Genomic DNA, 18,249 nt, shown 5'->3' on the forward strand with positions numbered 1-18,249 from the left:
AAATAGAATTACCAATTAGCAAACGCTTTATTGTATATATCCTCAGTTAACATTTGAATAATTTCTTTACCCAAGGTCTCTTCTTGTGCACTTTGAAGATTTCCTGCAAACTCTTTAAATCGCGTAAATGGCTGTTCAAAATCATCCTTCGGATTAATTTTATTATGATAGGCAACCTTGATTGTAATAGTCAATCTATTCATAGCTGCACGATCTGTCCCGGCTTCAACAGCTGCCGGACTTATCGAATACTCTGTAATAAATCCTTCAAAGGTAGCATCACCGTCTTGATTCACCTGACTCAATCGAGATTGGTTACGGATACGCTCTTTCAGTGCCTCCGTAAAATTCTGACTTAACGTCGGATAAACCAAAGGAGCTATATTTTCGAAATATTGAATATTGACTGTTTTCATTCCCTCAGGAATGGATCCACCCGTAAATCCATATTTTACCCCACAACTATTCATTACAAACAAAAAGATTGTGGTGAGGAAAGCATATAAAATTTTTCTTGACAACATCTGTAAACCTTAATCTAAATTTAAGTCTTTAATTTTTCTGTACAAAGTTCTTTCAGAAATTCCCAACTCCTGCGCAGCAGCTTTACGTTTACCACGGTGCTTTTTCAGTGCTTTCTTGATCAGATCAGACTCTTTATCGACAAGCGATAAAGATTCCTCAACTTCTTGAGCATCCTGAAGATATTCATCCTGTGCAACAGGATTTTTTAATACATTGGTCGGATTTGCCGGAGAATGTATCGTTAGCGTTGGGGTTGTATTATAATTTTCTGGATCTGCTTTCAATTGTGGTTCAATCTCCTGATACAATTGATTAATGTAGGGAGAATTTTGATCAAATGTGTTAGAATCGACACCTTTCTGAATTAATTCAACCACCAGTTTTTTCAGATCAACCATATCCTTCTTCATATCAAATAAGACTTTATACAGCAAATCTCTTTCTGAAAAATCCTCTTTTCCACCATTATTTGAAGGAACGACCGCTGGCAAACTCGTTCTAGATTCATTGGGCAGATAATTTTGAAGTGTATATGCATCAACAATGCGTTCTTTCTCCAAAACAGCGATTTGTTCCGCAACATTTTTCAGTTGACGCACGTTTCCGGGCCAGCTATAGTTGCGTAGCATATTCTGTGCATCTTCTGTCAATTGAACGCCAGGTGTACGGTATTTCTCAGAAAAGTCCACAATAAACTTGCGAAATAATAAGTTGATATCTTCAGGTCTTTCACGTAAAGACGGCACACGCAAGGGTACAGTATTTAAGCGATAATAAAGATCTTCACGAAATTTACCTTTTTGTACGGCTTCAAACACATTCACATTTGTCGCAGCAACCACCCGCACATTTGTCTTCTGTACCTTGGATGACCCTACCCGGATATACTCCCCTGATTCCAATACGCGTAATAATCTCGCTTGTGTCCCCAAAGGCAACTCACCCACTTCATCCAGAAAGATTGTTCCACCATCAACAACTTCAAAATATCCCTTCCTGGCTTCATGGGCACCCGTAAAAGAGCCTTTTTCGTGACCAAACAACTCGGAGTCAATGGTCCCCTCTGGTATAGCTCCACAATTGACCGCAATAAAAGGGCCATGCTTACGGGAGCTCAATTGATGGATAATATGCGAAAAAACTTCTTTACCACTCCCACTTTCACCCTGTATTAATACGGAGATATCAGTTGGAGCCACTTGTCGTGCAATATCGATAGCACGGTTTAACAAAGGCGAATTACCGATAATTCCAAATCTATTCTTTATATCTTGGTTATCCATAAATTTCCAGTTGGAAATAAAACAATCTAAGTTTTCTTAATCAACAATCTTTCCTAATAATGTCGCAGAAGTACATGACTCGACAAGTACATTCACATAATCACCTTGTTTAAATCGAGGATCTATTGGGAAGACCACCAATGCATTTTGATCATTACGACCGCAAAAATCGAACTCAGACCTTTTTGAAAATCCCTCAACAAGCACTTTACATACTTTGCCAACAAAATGTTGATAACGATATAAGCTATGATCGCGCTGTTTATTGATAACTTCTGTTAAACGACGTTTTTTTACATCCTCTGGAATATCATCTGCGTATCTTTTTGCAGCCAAAGTACCTGGCCTTTCCGAGTAAGCAAACATATAGGCGAAATCGTATTTGACATAATCCATCATAGATAATGTTTCCTGATGCTCCTCTTCTGTTTCAGTACAGAAACCTGTAATAACATCTGTAGAAATAGCACATTCAGGAATAATACGACGGATGGCATCCACACGTTCCATATACCATTCACGGTCATAGGTACGATTCATCAATTCCAATACACGGGAATTTCCAGATTGAACTGGCAAATGAATATAATTACAAATGTTTTCATGCGAAGCTATTGCATATAAAACTTCATCTGTAATATCTTTTGGATGGGAAGTAGAGAAGCGAATACGTAAAAGCGGGCTGATTTCAGCAACCATCGTAAGCAAACGAGCAAATGTGATCGTTTCACCCGGTTCCTCCCCTTCAGCTACTGGAGCAGTATATTTGTAGGAATCCACATTTTGTCCCAACAACGTAACCTCCTTATAGCCTGCATTGAAGAGATCTTGAGCCTCCTTCACGATAGATTGTGGATCACGGCTACGTTCACGTCCACGTGTAAAAGGAACAACACAGAAAGAACACATATTGTCGCAGCCACGCATAATCGAAATAAAAGCTGTTACACCATTTGAATTCAAACGGACTGGATTAATATCAGCATACGTTTCCTCTCTAGATAACAAAACGTTTACAGCTTTAGCTCCATCGTCAACCTTATCAATCAAATTTGGTAGATCGCGATAAGCATCTGGCCCTACAACGACATCAACCAACTTCTCTTCCTCTAAGAATTTCGATTTCAAACGCTCCGCCATACACCCCAGCACACCAACGATCATTCCAGGATTTTTTGCTTTAGCAGCTTCAAATTCCTTTAGACGATTGCGCACACGCTGTTCTGCATTTTCGCGAATTGAACAGGTATTAATAAAAACCACATCAGCTTCCTGATAATTCTTGGTTGTTTCAAATCCCTTATCCAACAAAATAGAAGCAACAATCTCACTATCCGAAAAATTCATCTGGCAACCGTAACTTTCAATATACAGTTTGCGTCCATTACTTAACGTCGGATCCTGTTCTAATAATAATGCCTCACCCTGACGAGATTCGTCGTGTTCCTTAGTGGTATGTGTTAAATCTAGCATAGCTCGATATTCAATAGAATATAATTTTTATTATTTTCGATGGCATAACCAATGCAATGACCGATCTTTTGCTGATCTGATTTTATGCCCTTAGTTATTTCAAAGACTACAAAGTTAGAAATTTAAATCCATATAATGACAGTTTGTCAGACAGAAATATGGTTTATCCTTTGTCAAATTTTAGGAGCAAATGGACTATATAAAATTCTGACACGCTGTATTTCACAAAAAAAGCGTTGATTAAATCAACGCTTCCTTATAATTCAAGATCAATAGATTTGTTTCAGGAGAATATTCCTGAGAATGCTTACTGACCTGCTTGTTGTTTCGCTTCTTTCTTCATTTGATCACCTGCCACAATAACGATTTCAACACGACGATTTTGAGCACGTCCTGCTTCCGTATCGTTACTTGCAATTGGTTCAGAGAAGTTTCTACCTTCAGTTCTAATACGCGAAGACGCTAAGCCTTTAGATACCGCAAATGCACGTACAGAATTTGCGCGGTCCAAAGATACTTTTTCATTCGCAGCCAACGTACCTACATTATCCGTATGTCCGATAACTAAGATTTCAGTACCTTGTTCTTTGTTCAAGGTTGTTACCAAATTTGCAATATTATCTTTAGCTGACGCTTTTAAATCTGATTTATTGAAATCAAATAAAATACCTGAATCAAACTTAACCACGATACCTTCCGCAGATTGCGTAACTTCAGCTCCTTCAACAGTTTTAGAAATCTCAGCAGCTTGCTTATCCATTTTTTTACCAATCAATACACCGGCAGCTCCACCAATTGCAGCACCTGCTAATGTACCGATAGCCGTATTACCAGCTTTACCACCGATCAAAGCGCCTAAAGCACCTCCGGCAACACCACCGATTACGCCACCTTTAGTCGTATTATTTGTATTTTGGATGGTAGAACAACTTCCAAATAACATAGCTGAGGTTGCAACTGTCAAACCTAATACAGCCAATTTTCTATTCATTTTCATATGTATGCTATCTAAGACTTTTAATATTCAAATTAAATACTGTTCTACTAAAATCAAACAAAGTGCCAAAAGATATTTTTATCAACTTTTTTGTTACAAAACACCGAAAAAGGCCTCTAAAACTTCCAAAAATGACGTCGATACGCTACATAATTTTAAATCACCTTTTCCTACTCGTACAAACAGCTAACAGTAACAAAAGCAAAATGTTTTTATTTTTCTTGGGTCTTTACTTCAATATCAGGTAAAAGAGCTCCTTTAGGCCTTCCCTTTGCATTAAAGTCGTCCATAGATTGTTGTACGTAATGCATTAAATCATACTGTCCCCAATGCTCAGCCAGATCAAAAGATGGACGGTAACGTATCATAAAGGCGTCTAATTCTGTACTATCCAGCTTCGTCAGATTTTTAACGGCTTCACGAGAGAAAATACGATCAACTTGTAACTCTTCCTTCTCCCTATCCATAAATCGCCCAAAGCGTTTCGCATTTTTGGCTTCCCTTCCAAAAAGATTATAAAGAGCGGTGGCAGGACTACCTAAATAGGTTCCGAACTTATTTTTACCCCCATTATAAACACCTTTTTTAGCGTAATTATTCATGGCATCATTTAATTCGGCCTCCTTCGTTTTTCGTTCAACGATGACGGTCTCCAATCGTATCCCTTCTTGCAATTCCACATAAAACTCATTCAGGTTGGTCAGCACGGTTTTAACAGGTGAATACCCGACTTTGGTAAAAGACAGGGAATCTCCTACCGATGCATCAATCGTAAAAACACCAAAAGAGTTGCTCAACGTTGATCTGTGCGTGCGCATATTAAGCACCACAGCATCTCCAATACGATTACCGTTCCCTTTTTGCAGCACCATTCCCGAAACCTTCTGCTGTTGTTGCGCAGTAGCTCCGAAATAGGTGAATAACAACAAAAAAAGCCCAAATATATGTATATGTATTATTTTCATCCTATTATCTCTTTTCAATTACCCCAATTGGTTTCAGTGCGATTGTAATTCTCACCATTTTCATTGGGCCAAACATTCACTTCCGTAAGGAACAGTTTATAATTTATTTCGATCTTATTAATTCCCTGTTGCACCTAACCTACTTTGCTAAAAGTAGTAATAGTTTGACACTTGTACTGTTAAAAAAGTTTAAATATTCTTTGTTTATCACTTGTATGGATAAAAAACAAAATTAGCGCCTTCAGTCACTACAACAAACAAACACATATAGTCTTTCGCAGGCTTGTAGTTCTGAATAAAAGACGCTTTACGATCTTCTTGAATAATATCCATTTCTACAAACTCTTCCAGTGTCGAGGCGTTTATGCTCCATTTCGTCTCCAGTTCCTTACGATCTAATATCACTTCGCCAACAGAAACTTCATGCTGATGTGCAACAAAAATTGGATAGTCAGAATAACCTTCTTCAACAATCTCCAGCGCTACTTCGCGGATTGATTCACTATAAAAATCGAGATCTACCTGCAGACTTTTTAATGGACTTTGCTCTGTAGACGGTGTATTTTCTTCTCTTGCAGATCCTGCAAATAAATCTTCTACTTCCATACTGTATGCTATTACTTCTTTAATTCCAATAAAACCACATTCTCAACGTGTTGGGTATGCGGAAACATATCTACTGGCTTGATCCGCTTCACCTCATATTTTTCGCCCAACAACACCAAATCGCGTGCTTGTGTAGCAGCATTACAACTGACATATACAATACGCGGTGATTCCATTTCTAACAAACGAGCTACAACGTCAGCGTGCATTCCTGCACGTGGTGGATCTGTAATCACCACATCTGGTTTTCCGTGTTCAGCTATGAAGGAAGGGGTCAACACATCTTTCATATCTCCAGCGTAGAACTTTGTATTCGTAATATCATTGATCGACGAATTGACTTTAGCGTCCTCAATGGCAGTAGGAACATACTCTACACCAACAACTTCTTTCGCCCTCTTAGCGACAAAGTTTGCAATTGTACCCGCTCCTGTATACAAGTCATACACCAACTCATCCCCCTTTAAATCGGCAAAGTCACGTGTGATTTTATACAGCTCATACGCTTGTGCAGAGTTTGTTTGATAGAACGACTTAGGCCCAACTTTGTAACGCAAGCCCTCCATCTCCTCATAGATAAAATCACGACCGGCATATACATGAATATCCTGATCGAAGATTGTATCATTGCGTTTCTGGTTTACAATATATAACAGGGAAGCGACTTGAGGAAACTTTTCTTTAACAAATTCCATCAACAACTCAACCTGTCCTTCTTCCGGATATGCAAACACAACGATCACCATCATCTCCCCGGTTGAAGAAATACGGATAATCAAATTACGCAATACACCTGTGTGTTCACGCAAATCGTAGAACGTCATATCTTGACTAAGAGCAAAATCACGGATACTATTACGAACTTCATTTGACGGATCTTCTTGCAAAAAACAATGATCGATATCTAAAATCTTATCAAAACGTCCAGGCACGTGAAAACCCAGTGCATTCATTTCTAATTGGGACGAATCTTCATCAACAGAAGTCAACCATTTTTTGTTTGAAAAAGTATATTCTAATTTATTTCTGTAATATTCTGTTTGCGCAGAGCCTAAAATACTTTCCATCGCCGAAGTATCTACTTTCCCAATACGCGAAAGGGCATTATCGACAGATTGTTGCTTAAATTTTAGCTGAGCATCATAGGTCATATGCTGCCACTTACATCCGCCACACACTCCGAAATGTTCACAAAACGGATCTACACGATAAGATGAAGCCTCTTTTAAACTGGTCACCCGAGCCTCCGCAAAATTCTTTTTCTTGCGCATAAGCTCCACGTCAACAACATCACCAGGAACAGCTTTTTCTACAAACAAAACCAAATCTTCGGTTTTTCCAACACCTCTACCCTCTTCGGCAATATCAATGATGGCAATATCTTTCAAGAACTTTTTCTCTTGCGGAATTCTTCTACTCATAGGGTGCAAAAATACAAATTTATACCGATTTTTCATCTGCATAAATTATTTATAGGCATTGATTATCACTGGTATAAACGGGTTCTTAACAGGCTCGTAACTTCCTAAAGGAAACAATGGAACAACGGAGTATGGGCAAAAGTAACTCCCGTACAAGAGAATCATAAGAAAAGAGAGCTATACTCAAAAGATGGCGCCGCGATTTGGACAGAGACGAAAGGCTTAGGATAATTTTACTGAACTGTTGCCTGAACAAGATAAGGAAGGATTTCTTTCTGAAACGAAATAAAGTTTTTCCGCACATCGGCATCTGAGACAGCCGTAAAAGCAAAAGAAAACACAATACTTTTACTGGACTTGATCAAAAAGGTCAGCTTCTCTTCGCTAATCGCTTCATTTATCTTTTCATTCTGAATGAATGTACTTAAGAGCAGAAACTCCAAATCTTCAGACAGCGTTTTTAAATATTCTTGGGCGTTTGCAGATTCCCGGATAAATTCCCAGCCGATCAATTCATTGCAAGCCGTATAGGTCAGTCGGCTTACCCGCAATATTGTAGACGCCAAAAACGAAGCCATATCATCTTCATATTTGGTTGTTTTCAAAATATCCTGCAGACTCGCACGAAGATAATCCATGAGAATGGCATGCAGGATCATTTCTTTACTATCAAAATACTTGTACACTGTCGCCTTCGCAATCTTAGCTTTTTTTGCCAATGTGTTCACACTGGTTTTATGATAGCCATTTTGACGAAAGAGCTCACGTGCTGTTCTTTTTATGGATTCAATAATATAATCTGGTTCCATATACGTTAGATCGTACGAATGTTGAAAGTCATCTACAAAGCCTAAAGACCAAAAAGCATCACATTGTTCTCTTTCCTAGTTATCGTAGAGAATAATGTGATGCCACAATCTTTACAATGATTAATTTATATTAATTCAGTCTCAAATTGAGACAAGAAACGTGTGTCATTTTCTGAGAAAAGACGTAAGTCTTTAATCACATATTTAAGGTTTGTGATACGTTCTATTCCCATACCAAAAGCAAAACCAGAATACTTTTTACTATCGATACCACAGTTATCAAGCACGTTAGGATCGACCATACCGCAACCTAAAATTTCTACCCAGCCAGAGTACTTACACAAGTTACACCCTGCCCCCTTGCAGATTGTACAGGAGATATCCATTTCGGCCGAAGGTTCAGTGAAAGGAAAATAGGACGGACGGAAACGCACTTTGGTACCTTCACCATACATCTCTTGAACAAAATGATATAACGTTTGTTTCAAATCGGCAAAAGAAACATTTTCGTCTACATATAAACCTTCTACCTGATGAAAGAAACAGTGCGCACGGGCTGATATAGCTTCATTTCTATAAACACGTCCAGGCATTATCGCACGAAATGGCGGTTTCCCGGCTTCCATTAAACGCACCTGAACCGAAGAGGTGTGCGTTCTCAATGTAATGTCATTACCTTCTTGTTTTTTGATAAAGAAAGTATCTTGCATATCACGCGCAGGATGTTCCGGCGGAAAATTTAGTGCGGAGAAATTATGCCAATCATCTTCAATTTCCGGTCCTTCTGATACAATAAAGCCTAATTTCTTGAAAATTTCAACAATTTCTTTACGAACTAAAGAGATGGGATGTCTAGACCCCAGCTGAAAACCTTGACCAGGCAATGTTAAATCACCCGCTAGTTCCTGGGATTTTTGCTTCTCACCAGACCCGAACTTTTCTTGTGCTTCTTTGAATGTATTTTCTGCTAACTGCTTAAATTCATTCAACACTTTTCCCAAAGTACGCTTCTCTTCAGGCGTAACTGTTTTGAATTCATCAAAAAGATTTTTCACAATCCCTTTGGAAACCAAAAACTTCAATCTGAAATTTTCTACATCGGCTGAAGAAGCTGGCGCAAATGCCTTAATCTCTTCAGTATACTGCGTAATTCTATCTTGCAACATAATTAGAGCAAACATAGCCAAAATTTCCACCAAAAAGAAATTTTGAACTTCGACCGGGCATTAAAAACATCACAACAGAAACAGCATGCTCGCTTGGGAGAAAGGAATCAGATTATACGGCTAAAACGCTGATAAAACAAAAGAGCGGGCTTAGTTGCCTGCTCTTTTGTTTTATCGATGATTTTACAATAGTTATTATACATGTAAAGTTTTTACATAATCTCAAATTCTTCAGCTTAAAATGGTAATGGATTATCCTCCTGATCATTCTCCGTAAAATCGACCTCCACTTCCTTATCTTCGACTTTTTGCGCCTGCGTGTTTGCTGTATTACCAGCACTTACACCAGCATTCGGTTCAAAATCCGATTTACGACCTAAAAGCGTGAAGGTTTCAGCGACAACCTCTGTAGCATATCGTCTAATACCCTCCTTATCCTCATAAGTACGCGTCCGCAGTCGACCTTCAATATAAACTAACTTCCCCTTTGTTAGATATTTTACAGCCACGTCAGCCAGACCTCGCCACATTACAATATTGTGCCATTCGGTTTGTTCTACTCTTTTCCCGTCTTTGTTATACGTTTCTGATGTTGCCAATGGAAAACTGGCGACAGAGACATTACCTTCTAAATAGCGAATTTCGGGATCTTTTCCAAGATGTCCCACTAAAATGACTTTGTTAACTCCTGACATAATTTAAAAGCATAAATGGTTAAAAATTTGACCTTTCCAAAAAGGTAAAGATCAACTTGTGTTTAGCTAATTTATCTAAATCTTTTAGAAATACATAATCCCAATTGGATTTTTTTTGAATTAGATCGCCTTTTAACCGCACCTCAAAAAATGTCGCGTAGATATTCTGATGACTCAGGATATGTTTTGTCTGCTGCTGTAAAACATAAAGTTGTGCATCGGGGCCGAAACAGGAAATAAACCACTCATCGCTAAGAACATCCGGAATAGACAAGCTGTAGTTAGACTCCAAAAGCGGAAACTCATATAGGTTCTGCCAAACGTCACTTGCACCGCGTTTGGACATCAGTATCCGATCGTTGTCCTTCAAGATAAAATAATTAAAGTATCTATCTTTACTTGCCTTGGCTTTAAGCTTTACAGGCAACTGCTCTACCTGCCCCTGACTCAGCGCATAACAGGAAGGACGAAACATACAGAATTCACATAAAGGCAGCTTGGGCTTACAATGGGTAGCCCCAAAATCCATAATTGCCTGATTATACAATGTCGGGTGTTTACGATCAAGATTTTCTTTAGCGATAGCTGTAAAAATCTTCTTTCCTTCTGTAGAATTGATAGGTGTTTCTATGCCATAGTATCGCGCTAGTACACGAAACACATTTCCATCCAATACCGCCTGGGCTTCATCGTTCGCAAAAGAAGATATCGCCGCAGCAGTATACTCACCTATTCCCGGAAGCGTTATTAATGTTTGATAATCTACCGGAAAGACACCCTGATACTGATCGCGAACAATTCGGGCAGCCTTATGCATGTTCCGTCCTCGAGAATAATAACCCAGACCTTGCCAAAGATGGAGAATATCATCTTCTTCTGCATTCGCAAATTCCACAACATTCTTAAATCGCTCGACAAAACGTACATAATAGGGTAAGCCCTGTTCGACACGAGTCTGTTGCAGAATAATTTCAGAAAGCCATATTTTGTAGGCATCTTTTGTTTCTCGCCACGGCAGATCTCGTTTATGCTGTCGATACCATGCTTGCAATTCCTCGCCAAATTTCATAGCGACAAAAATGCGCAATTTTTCGCTAAAACCAGCATTTCATCATTCGAGGATAGGCCTACGAATGTAGGTAATCTGCTCATCAGGTTCCAAAATCGTATTTTCCAACGTGATAAAGCCCTTGTATTTTTCTTTTAGCGCCTGATAGAGACGTCCGTCATAGGAAACAGCAAATCGCCCATCTGCTTTGAGATAAACTGGCAGATGCCGATTGCCCACGTCGAAGCAGAACTCGCCCACAACTGATAGATTCTGACAATCCAACAATACACAAAGACAAGGTAAAATGTTGACCTGGATAAATAAATCACCGCGATGATAAATACACTGTCCTGAACGCAGTGCGCTGCTATCATCGCGCTGTATGCGCACCAGATTACCCTTTCTTGTTTTTCGCTGGATAACGCGCTTATTTACTTCATAATAGGAAAGATCCAAAATATCTGAATCGCGGCCCAGCTTCAATTGGTCAAAATCAGGGATAACATCAATCCATATCTCCTCGTGCAGGCTCTCCTTATGCATAATTAGTTCCTTCCACCACGACAGCTTCCATCAACTCGGGCTTACTTTTTCGACGGGGTTTGCGCTGTTCAATGACGCTGATTTCCTCGGCCTTCGATTTCTCATCTTCCGCTATCGCTTCAACTGTTGTCTCTTCCTTCTTTTCAGAAAGCTTATATTGTGTAAAATCCCAACACAATTGCCCCAACATGTGTAAGAAGTCGTACAATAACTCTCCATCAGTACCCAAAGCACGCAGGATAACCACATCTTTTGAAGCCTGTGTAAAACCATAAGAAATATCGTTGTATTCGACAGTTAAGATTTCATCCAATTCATATTTTAATTCTTGCGCAAAAAGAGCCGAGAACACAAAAGTGGCCTGATGGGTGTATCCCTCAAAAAACAATATCTTCTGTATCGGCTGACTTTTGGGCCGCAAAACCTGATTGTCAATAAAAGACAGTTTACCATTTCTAAAAATCTTGGTTTGCGTATGCAGACTATCGAACTCAAATGCCTCTTTCATGTGGATTCTACCCACACTAATAATATCCCCCCACATCAAAACCGCATCTTCAGCCAAGTGAATATGATTGCTTGCCTTAAAAATAGAATCCTTAAACGGCGTTACCGGATGTGGAATGTAATGAAACAAGCCGCCGGCCCCCACATGCACGTCTGTATGTTGTCTTGCGCCCGTTTTCATGGGGTGAAGCTTATTGAAGGACTGTGTAAAAAGCTTCAATTGTGCATCTTTTTTCACACGAACATCAATATGCAAATAATCCGTATCCATAATACCAGGCGATGCACTCATGATGATCATTTCCAAATGGTTGGTCAATCCTGCCGCGCCATAATGCGTTAGTTTATAAGGTGCATTATGATAACTCTCCTTCAATCTGCTTCTGCCGTCCTCTTTGGCAACATTTAATACGATTTTGCTATCCATATACGATAAAATTTAGCCTACAGGCTCCAACAAAGCATACTTTTTGATCCATGATTTTACATCTTCCAAACCTTCTAAAGTCATTAAGTTTGTAAAAATAAATGGTCGTTCACCGCGCATGCGGACGGTGTCCTGACGCATCACTTCCAAGTCCGCATTTACATAAGGGGCAAGGTCTATTTTATTGATCAACAACAGATCCGAGCGCGTAATACCTGGCCCGCCTTTACGTGGCATTTTTTCGCCTTCAGCAACATCAAGAACGAATATGGTCAAATCGGCTAGATCCGGACTAAACGTGGCTGTCAGATTATCACCCCCACTTTCAACAAATATCAGTTCCACATCCTCAAAACGATGCGCTAATTCTTCTACAGCTTCAATATTCATCGAAGCATCTTCACGGATTGCCGTATGCGGGCAACCTCCTGTTTCAACACCAATAATACGTTCAGCGGGCAGTGCCGAATTCTGCTGTAGATACATCGCGTCCTCACGCGTATAAATATCATTCGTTACAACACAAATACTATAATCTGCCGACATCGAACGTGTCAACCGTTCAATAAGTGCCGTCTTGCCAGAGCCCACAGGACCAGCAACACCAATTTTCACGTAATTTCTCTTAGACATCTTTATTTCAATTTTTTTACGAAATGTAAATTCTCGTGTATAATTTTTCATGTTGCATGCATCGAATATCCTGAGCGATACAACAATTTCCGATCAGATCATCATCCAGTTCGGGCTGTAATCCGACCAATTTATTAATCAAGGGCTGTAGTTTAAACAAAATCTGCTGTGCATCCATTTGGCTAATTGGAACCAGTTTGGCACAATTCGTCATAATACCATTCAAAGAATTATAATAAAAAGCACTCAGTGCGTCTGCATAACTAATTTCCTGCGCATGGGCAAACATGGCAAATGCCATTGCATAGTGACCATGCTGTTCTTGCGCATTTATCGCCTTTAGATAAGCCGAACAACGCTTGACCGGTTTTAATTTTTCTGTCAATTTTAAAAACCGTATTCCCAATTTCTTACTGGCATCCCGAATCTCATAAGGAGCTTTGAAAGCGGTTATCAATGCATCCAGTTCAGCGATCTTTTTCCTGGTTGCCCTTGATTCACATAATTGCCAAGCTTTATGAAAAAAAGCGGCATCGTTGTAATAGAAACTATGCTCCAATAAAGTTTGGGCATATTCTTTTGCAGTTTTAGCATCATGTACAATATCTTTATTGATATAAGTTTCCAAGCCATAGGAATGTGTGAAGCCTCCAATCGGAAATACAGAGTCGTTAATCTGCATTAATGTCAACAATGGATTCATATGTAATCGTTATTAATTAAGTATTAGAGCCCATTGGCCAAGGTAATTTTGTGCTGGACTACGGCATACTGATGTATGCGTAACGTATGGGTTCTTTCAATCACCCGTAGTTCTTTCGTCGGTGTAAAACCCGCCCTTTCTAAGGTTTCCCAAAGGGGATTTTCATAGGCTGCAATAATTTCATGTGCAGCGTTGATGAAAACAGGGATATGTTTGTTGCCAATTTCGAGACATATCCGAGCCATATCCAAGCGGTTTTTAGGACGTACGACAAGGCAAGGACAGGGTAATATTCGAACAACAATGCGCAGTTCCTTTGTTTCGAACAAAATATCACCGTCAAACAAGGATTCCGTTCCTAAATTTTTAAAGCCTATTTCTCGGCCTTCAACAGTGAACCCTCGGATAATACGTCTTTCCGTATCAAACCATTCGAGTTCCAAAAAATCAAGTTCAACACTGTTCTGATCTGTGCTATCGGCCCAAATATTCCCCTTAATGTCTCTTGCTAACAACATAAATAACCAATTAGAATAAGAAGTACCGTTGGGCCATTGGAAGTTCCTTCAATGGTTCACAGGTCGCCAACACACCATCGACTGTTACTTCATAGGTTTCTGGATTAACGACGATATTTGGTGTTGCATGATTATGGACCATATCTTTTTTCATCACCGTACGACATCCCTCCACAGGCAGACATTTACGCGACAAATTCAATTTTTGAATATTTCCGTTCTCCAAAGAAATTTTCGAAACGAAATTGAAGCATAGTTTTGAAACCGCTTTACCATAATTCCCAAACATTGGCCTATAAATGATTGGTTGTGGTGTCGGAATTGACGCATTGGCATCCCCCATTTTAGCGCCCAAAATCATACCGCCTTTGATGATCAACTCGGGTTTTACACCAAATAATTCTGGTTTCCAAAGGATCAAATCGGCATACTTTCCTTTTTCAATCGAACCAATATATTGGTCAATACCATGTGCTTTAGCAGGGTTGATTGTAAATTTAGACACGTAACGTTTGACACGGAAGTTATCATTTTCTTTGCCTTGATCTTCAGCTAAAGGGCCGCGTTGGATTTTCATCTTATGGGCCGTTTGGAATGTACGGGAAATGACCTCTCCGACACGCCCCATCGCTTGGCTATCCGAACTCATAATTGAAAATACGCCCATGTCTTGCAAAATATCCTCGGCAGCGATTGTCTGTGGACGGATACGTGAATCAGCAAATGCCACATCTTCTTTCACATTTTTATCCAAGTGATGGCAGACCATCAGCATGTCCAAGTGTTCTTCAGCAGTATTTACCGTAAAAGGTTTTGTTGGATTGGTAGATGCAGGGAGGATATTGGGATACATGGCGATCTTAATAATATCCGGAGCGTGTCCACCTCCGGCTCCTTCCGTGTGAAAAGTATGGATTACACGACCATCTATCGCAGCAACAGTATCTTCCAAGAAACCGGCCTCATTCAGTGTGTCGGTATGGATCGCAACTTGTACATCGTATTTATCAGCAACTTTCAATGCCGCATCAATTGTTGCCGGAGTCGCTCCCCAATCTTCATGGATTTTCACGCCCAGTGCACCCGCTTCAATTTGTTCTTCGATAGGTTTAGTGGTCGACACGTTACCTTTTCCGAAAAAACCAACATTAATAGGAAGGTTTTCAAAAGCTTCAAACATACGCTCGATATACCACTTTCCTGAGGTCACTGTCGTTGCCAGTGTTCCATCTGCTGGTCCCGCACCGCCACCAATAAAAGTAGTTACACCAGAATATAGCGCTGTTTCAACCTGTTGCGGCGAGATAAAGTGAATGTGCGTATCAATACCGCCTGCAGTTAGGATATAGCCCGCTCCCCCATGCACTTCCGTAGAAGCACCGATGATCATGCCCTCGGTTACACCATCCTGTACATCTGGGTTTCCAGCTTTACCAATACCTACAATTTTACCATCCTTAATACCGATATCGCCTTTTACAATACCCCAGTGGTCAATGATAATGACATTAGTGATGCAAAAATCCAACACCCCCTCATCACGCAAGGCACGAGCCGATTGCCCCATACCATCGCGAATAGTTTTACCGCCACCAAATTTGTTCTCTTCTCCGTAAACATTGAAATCTTTTTCAATTTCAATAAAAAGCTCTGTATCTGCCAGACGAACCTTATCTCCAGTGGTCGGTCCAAAAAGAGCCGCATATTTGTCTCTCGGGATATAAAGTTCCCCATCAACATATTTTACAGATGATTTATCTAAACCTAGTTTATCTAAACCAAGCGCATGTAGACCAACAGTAGTTCCCAACGTGGTGAGTCCTACAACTTTAATCCATTCGCGTCTATTCCATCCTCCCATAGTTACTTCGATTGTCTGAATTTTAATTTTTTCATTTTATCAATGGCTTTGCTTTTCACCGATTGATCTGTATACTTACCATTTGTCAATCCATTAAAACCGTGGATTTCCTTACTTCCGCCAAACTCAACCAGAACAACTGATTTTTGTTCCCCTGGTTCAAAACGAACAGCGGTACTGGCTGGAATATTCAAGCGCATCCCAAACGCTTTCTCTCTGTCGAAGGAAAGCAACTTGTTGGCTTCAAAGAAATGATAGTGTGAACCCACCTGAATAGGTCGGTCACCTTCATTTTTCACAACGATGCTTGTGGTTCTGTGCCCAACATTAGCTTTGATTTCCTCTTTTTTTAAAATGTATTCTCCTGGAATCATATCATTCAATATTTATTAACGAATAGGATCATGGACAGTCACCAATTTAGTACCGTCCGGAAAAGTAACTTCGATCTGAACATCATGGATCATTTCGGGCACTCCTTCCATGACTTGGCTCCTTTTCAATAAAGTAGTACCATAAGACATTAAGTCCGCCACAGACCTTCCGTCCCTAGCCTCCTCCATGATCTGGGCACTGATGTAAGCGATACACTCTGGATAATTTAATTTTACCCCGCGTTTCAATCGCTTAGCCGCCAATTCGCCGGCCAAATGCAACAGCAGCTTTTCTGTTTCTCTCGGTGTTAAACGCATAAAAAAATAGTTATTTGTTAATTTGTTAAAGGAATTATTATAAAACTGGAATGGTAAAATATGCCCCAAAGGCTAAGCGGTTGTACTGACTCTTGGCCATATCCATATAGCCCTTATAGTTTACGGTGTTACCGACGTAACCTAGATAGAACCGAAGATCCTGGTTATGAAACGGCTTATGTTGCAAAGCTGCAAAATAGGTCCAGTTTTGGCGAAAATTCTTGCCGAGTTGCTTATCATCCCGCGATCCCGCAATCTCATAGCCCCCTTTCAACGCCAGCTCCCATTTTTTACTCAAAAATTGATCATAGCGCAGTATGGCAGAGCTGTAGTTTACATCTTTGGCCAATACACGGTTCTCGCCAGTTCGACCATAAAATTCGTTGATCGCAGAAGATGCAATCATTGCATGATCGACAGCAAGATAAGAGTACTGTAAATCAAGATATAGCATCTGCTTTGCTGTTTTGAATTTATTCGCTAATGAAATGGCATGATTGGTATGTCCCTTTGCGAACTGAGCGATGTTGTAAGACCATTTCGTATTAAAACGTTTGTCCATAAATGCACCCACCCATGTGAAATAGGCTCCCATAGGCACAGTAGAGCGTTCCAAATCACCTACAGCAAAACCATTTTTTGTATGAAGCTCCATAAAACTATCATTGGTTGTGTTGTAAACTTGGGCATGCAACGAATGATTCGGGTTGACTTCATAGGATAACATTCCTCCGACGACGAAGAGATTCAATATACGGTCTACATAGTCTGTGAACTTATATTCGTAAATTGGGTTATTTTCGAACTCATAACTCCCGACCATTGCACTTTGTTTACCGGCCGTAACAGACCATTTGAGATCCTTGCCAAACTTGTACTTAATATAAGCCATATCCAAGGCACGCGATCCATTATCCTGACTCGTTGGAGCAAATGACCTATTGAGGCGAAAACGTACTTTATAGGATAATCGATCATTGTATTCCCCGCTCATCAGAATACGGGCGTCATCAAGGTTTGCTTTTGCTTGAGAAGCACCCTCGCCATTGTCCGTTTGCAGACCTGCTCTTAACAGGACATCCAATTGAAATGATTTTGCTCTCGCGGGTTCTTTCAGTAGCAAGCTGCTTCTCTGTGCCTGAACAGAGTCCGTTTGGACCTGCTCCTGCGCATGCAATGATGCTACGCCAATCCCAAGTGTTGTAAAAAGTAAACGTGTTTTTTTCATCCTTATAGTGTATTCCTCTAGGGTAAAGAAGCCATCCCGCGGTTTCAAAACAGAATTCGATTCAAAACAACAAGATAGATCCATGCTTTATACTTATCTCCGGTACAAGTATATCACAGCCACCTAAAAATGGAATAAGGATGAGA

19 protein-coding genes and 1 pseudogene are annotated in these 18,249 nt (G+C 40.0%); all 20 read right to left on the minus strand.

Going from position 1 to position 18,249, the window contains the following annotated elements; all coding sequences use genetic code 11:
* Nucleotides 1-8 precede the first annotated feature (8 nt).
* Nucleotides 9-524: an LptE family protein gene (locus tag AACH28_RS13840; RefSeq protein ID WP_075990818.1), complete on the minus strand. Its 516-nt coding sequence runs from the start codon at nucleotides 522-524 to the stop codon at nucleotides 9-11.
* Between the two features lie 9 nt (nucleotides 525-533).
* Entirely contained in the window at nucleotides 534-1,808 is a 1,275-nt protein-coding gene (locus AACH28_RS13845) for a sigma-54-dependent Fis family transcriptional regulator (RefSeq protein ID WP_075990817.1), read from the minus strand.
* A gap of 36 nt (nucleotides 1,809-1,844) precedes the next feature.
* Entirely contained in the window at nucleotides 1,845-3,281 is a 1,437-nt protein-coding gene (miaB, locus tag AACH28_RS13850; protein ID WP_341830756.1) for a tRNA (N6-isopentenyl adenosine(37)-C2)-methylthiotransferase MiaB, read from the minus strand.
* A 307-nt stretch (nucleotides 3,282-3,588) separates the two neighbouring features.
* The gene (locus AACH28_RS13855; protein ID WP_172462318.1) at nucleotides 3,589-4,278 is read right to left on the minus strand and encodes an OmpA family protein; all 690 of its coding nucleotides are present in this window, start codon (nucleotides 4,276-4,278) and stop codon (nucleotides 3,589-3,591) included.
* A 212-nt stretch (nucleotides 4,279-4,490) separates the two neighbouring features.
* The gene (locus AACH28_RS13860) at nucleotides 4,491-5,243 is read right to left on the minus strand and encodes a hypothetical protein (RefSeq protein ID WP_336835467.1); all 753 of its coding nucleotides are present in this window, start codon (nucleotides 5,241-5,243) and stop codon (nucleotides 4,491-4,493) included.
* Between the two features lie 207 nt (nucleotides 5,244-5,450).
* A complete protein-coding gene (locus AACH28_RS13865; RefSeq protein WP_075990814.1) occupies nucleotides 5,451-5,849 on the minus strand; it encodes a hypothetical protein in 399 nt (132 codons plus the stop codon).
* Nucleotides 5,850-5,860: 11 nt separating this feature from the next.
* Entirely contained in the window at nucleotides 5,861-7,270 is a 1,410-nt protein-coding gene (rlmD, locus tag AACH28_RS13870) for a 23S rRNA (uracil(1939)-C(5))-methyltransferase RlmD (RefSeq protein WP_341830757.1), read from the minus strand.
* Nucleotides 7,271-7,503: 233 nt separating this feature from the next.
* Complete coding sequence (locus tag AACH28_RS13875; protein WP_046674798.1) at nucleotides 7,504-8,079, minus strand: TetR/AcrR family transcriptional regulator; 576 nt, start codon at nucleotides 8,077-8,079, stop codon at nucleotides 7,504-7,506.
* Nucleotides 8,080-8,204: 125 nt separating this feature from the next.
* Nucleotides 8,205-9,245, minus strand: coding sequence for a phenylalanine--tRNA ligase subunit alpha (gene pheS / locus AACH28_RS13880; RefSeq protein WP_046674797.1), 1,041 nt, complete (start codon nucleotides 9,243-9,245; stop codon nucleotides 8,205-8,207).
* A gap of 236 nt (nucleotides 9,246-9,481) precedes the next feature.
* Complete coding sequence (locus tag AACH28_RS13885; protein WP_046674796.1) at nucleotides 9,482-9,940, minus strand: single-stranded DNA-binding protein; 459 nt, start codon at nucleotides 9,938-9,940, stop codon at nucleotides 9,482-9,484.
* 19 nt (nucleotides 9,941-9,959) lie between these two features.
* Complete coding sequence (mutY, locus tag AACH28_RS13890; protein ID WP_341830758.1) at nucleotides 9,960-11,009, minus strand: A/G-specific adenine glycosylase; 1,050 nt, start codon at nucleotides 11,007-11,009, stop codon at nucleotides 9,960-9,962.
* A 42-nt stretch (nucleotides 11,010-11,051) separates the two neighbouring features.
* A complete protein-coding gene (locus tag AACH28_RS13895) occupies nucleotides 11,052-11,534 on the minus strand; it encodes a hypothetical protein (protein ID WP_053003768.1) in 483 nt (160 codons plus the stop codon).
* Nucleotides 11,527-12,468, minus strand: coding sequence for an urease accessory protein UreD (locus AACH28_RS13900; RefSeq protein WP_341830759.1), 942 nt, complete (start codon nucleotides 12,466-12,468; stop codon nucleotides 11,527-11,529). The genes AACH28_RS13895 and AACH28_RS13900 overlap by 8 nt, the downstream gene beginning before the upstream one ends.
* Before the next feature lie 12 nt (nucleotides 12,469-12,480).
* Nucleotides 12,481-13,101 carry an urease accessory protein UreG gene (gene ureG / locus AACH28_RS13905; RefSeq protein ID WP_341830760.1) on the minus strand — a complete coding sequence of 207 codons (621 nt, stop codon included), beginning with the start codon at nucleotides 13,099-13,101 and terminating at the stop codon, nucleotides 12,481-12,483.
* Nucleotides 13,102-13,117: 16 nt separating this feature from the next.
* Nucleotides 13,118-13,804 carry an urease accessory protein UreF gene (locus AACH28_RS13910; RefSeq protein ID WP_341830761.1) on the minus strand — a complete coding sequence of 229 codons (687 nt, stop codon included), beginning with the start codon at nucleotides 13,802-13,804 and terminating at the stop codon, nucleotides 13,118-13,120.
* 23 nt (nucleotides 13,805-13,827) lie between these two features.
* Nucleotides 13,828-14,322, minus strand: a complete 495-nt coding sequence (locus tag AACH28_RS13915) for an urease accessory protein UreE (RefSeq protein ID WP_075990806.1) — start codon at nucleotides 14,320-14,322, stop codon at nucleotides 13,828-13,830.
* Between the two features lie 10 nt (nucleotides 14,323-14,332).
* On the minus strand, nucleotides 14,333-16,183 hold the full coding sequence (gene ureC / locus AACH28_RS13920) for an urease subunit alpha (protein ID WP_341830762.1): 1,851 nt from the start codon (nucleotides 16,181-16,183) through the stop codon (nucleotides 14,333-14,335).
* A 77-nt stretch (nucleotides 16,184-16,260) separates the two neighbouring features.
* Nucleotides 16,261-16,557, minus strand: a pseudogene (ureB, locus tag AACH28_RS13925) (urease subunit beta); the annotation flags it as partial.
* A gap of 15 nt (nucleotides 16,558-16,572) precedes the next feature.
* Nucleotides 16,573-16,875, minus strand: a complete 303-nt coding sequence (gene ureA, locus AACH28_RS13930; protein WP_046674789.1) for an urease subunit gamma — start codon at nucleotides 16,873-16,875, stop codon at nucleotides 16,573-16,575.
* A gap of 37 nt (nucleotides 16,876-16,912) precedes the next feature.
* Nucleotides 16,913-18,103: a porin gene (locus AACH28_RS13935; RefSeq protein WP_115046979.1), complete on the minus strand. Its 1,191-nt coding sequence runs from the start codon at nucleotides 18,101-18,103 to the stop codon at nucleotides 16,913-16,915.
* Nucleotides 18,104-18,249: the final 146 nt, after the last annotated feature.

Origin of the sequence: Sphingobacterium thalpophilum, from assembly GCF_038396785.1 — a bacterium.
Classification (GTDB): domain Bacteria; phylum Bacteroidota; class Bacteroidia; order Sphingobacteriales; family Sphingobacteriaceae; genus Sphingobacterium; species Sphingobacterium thalpophilum_A.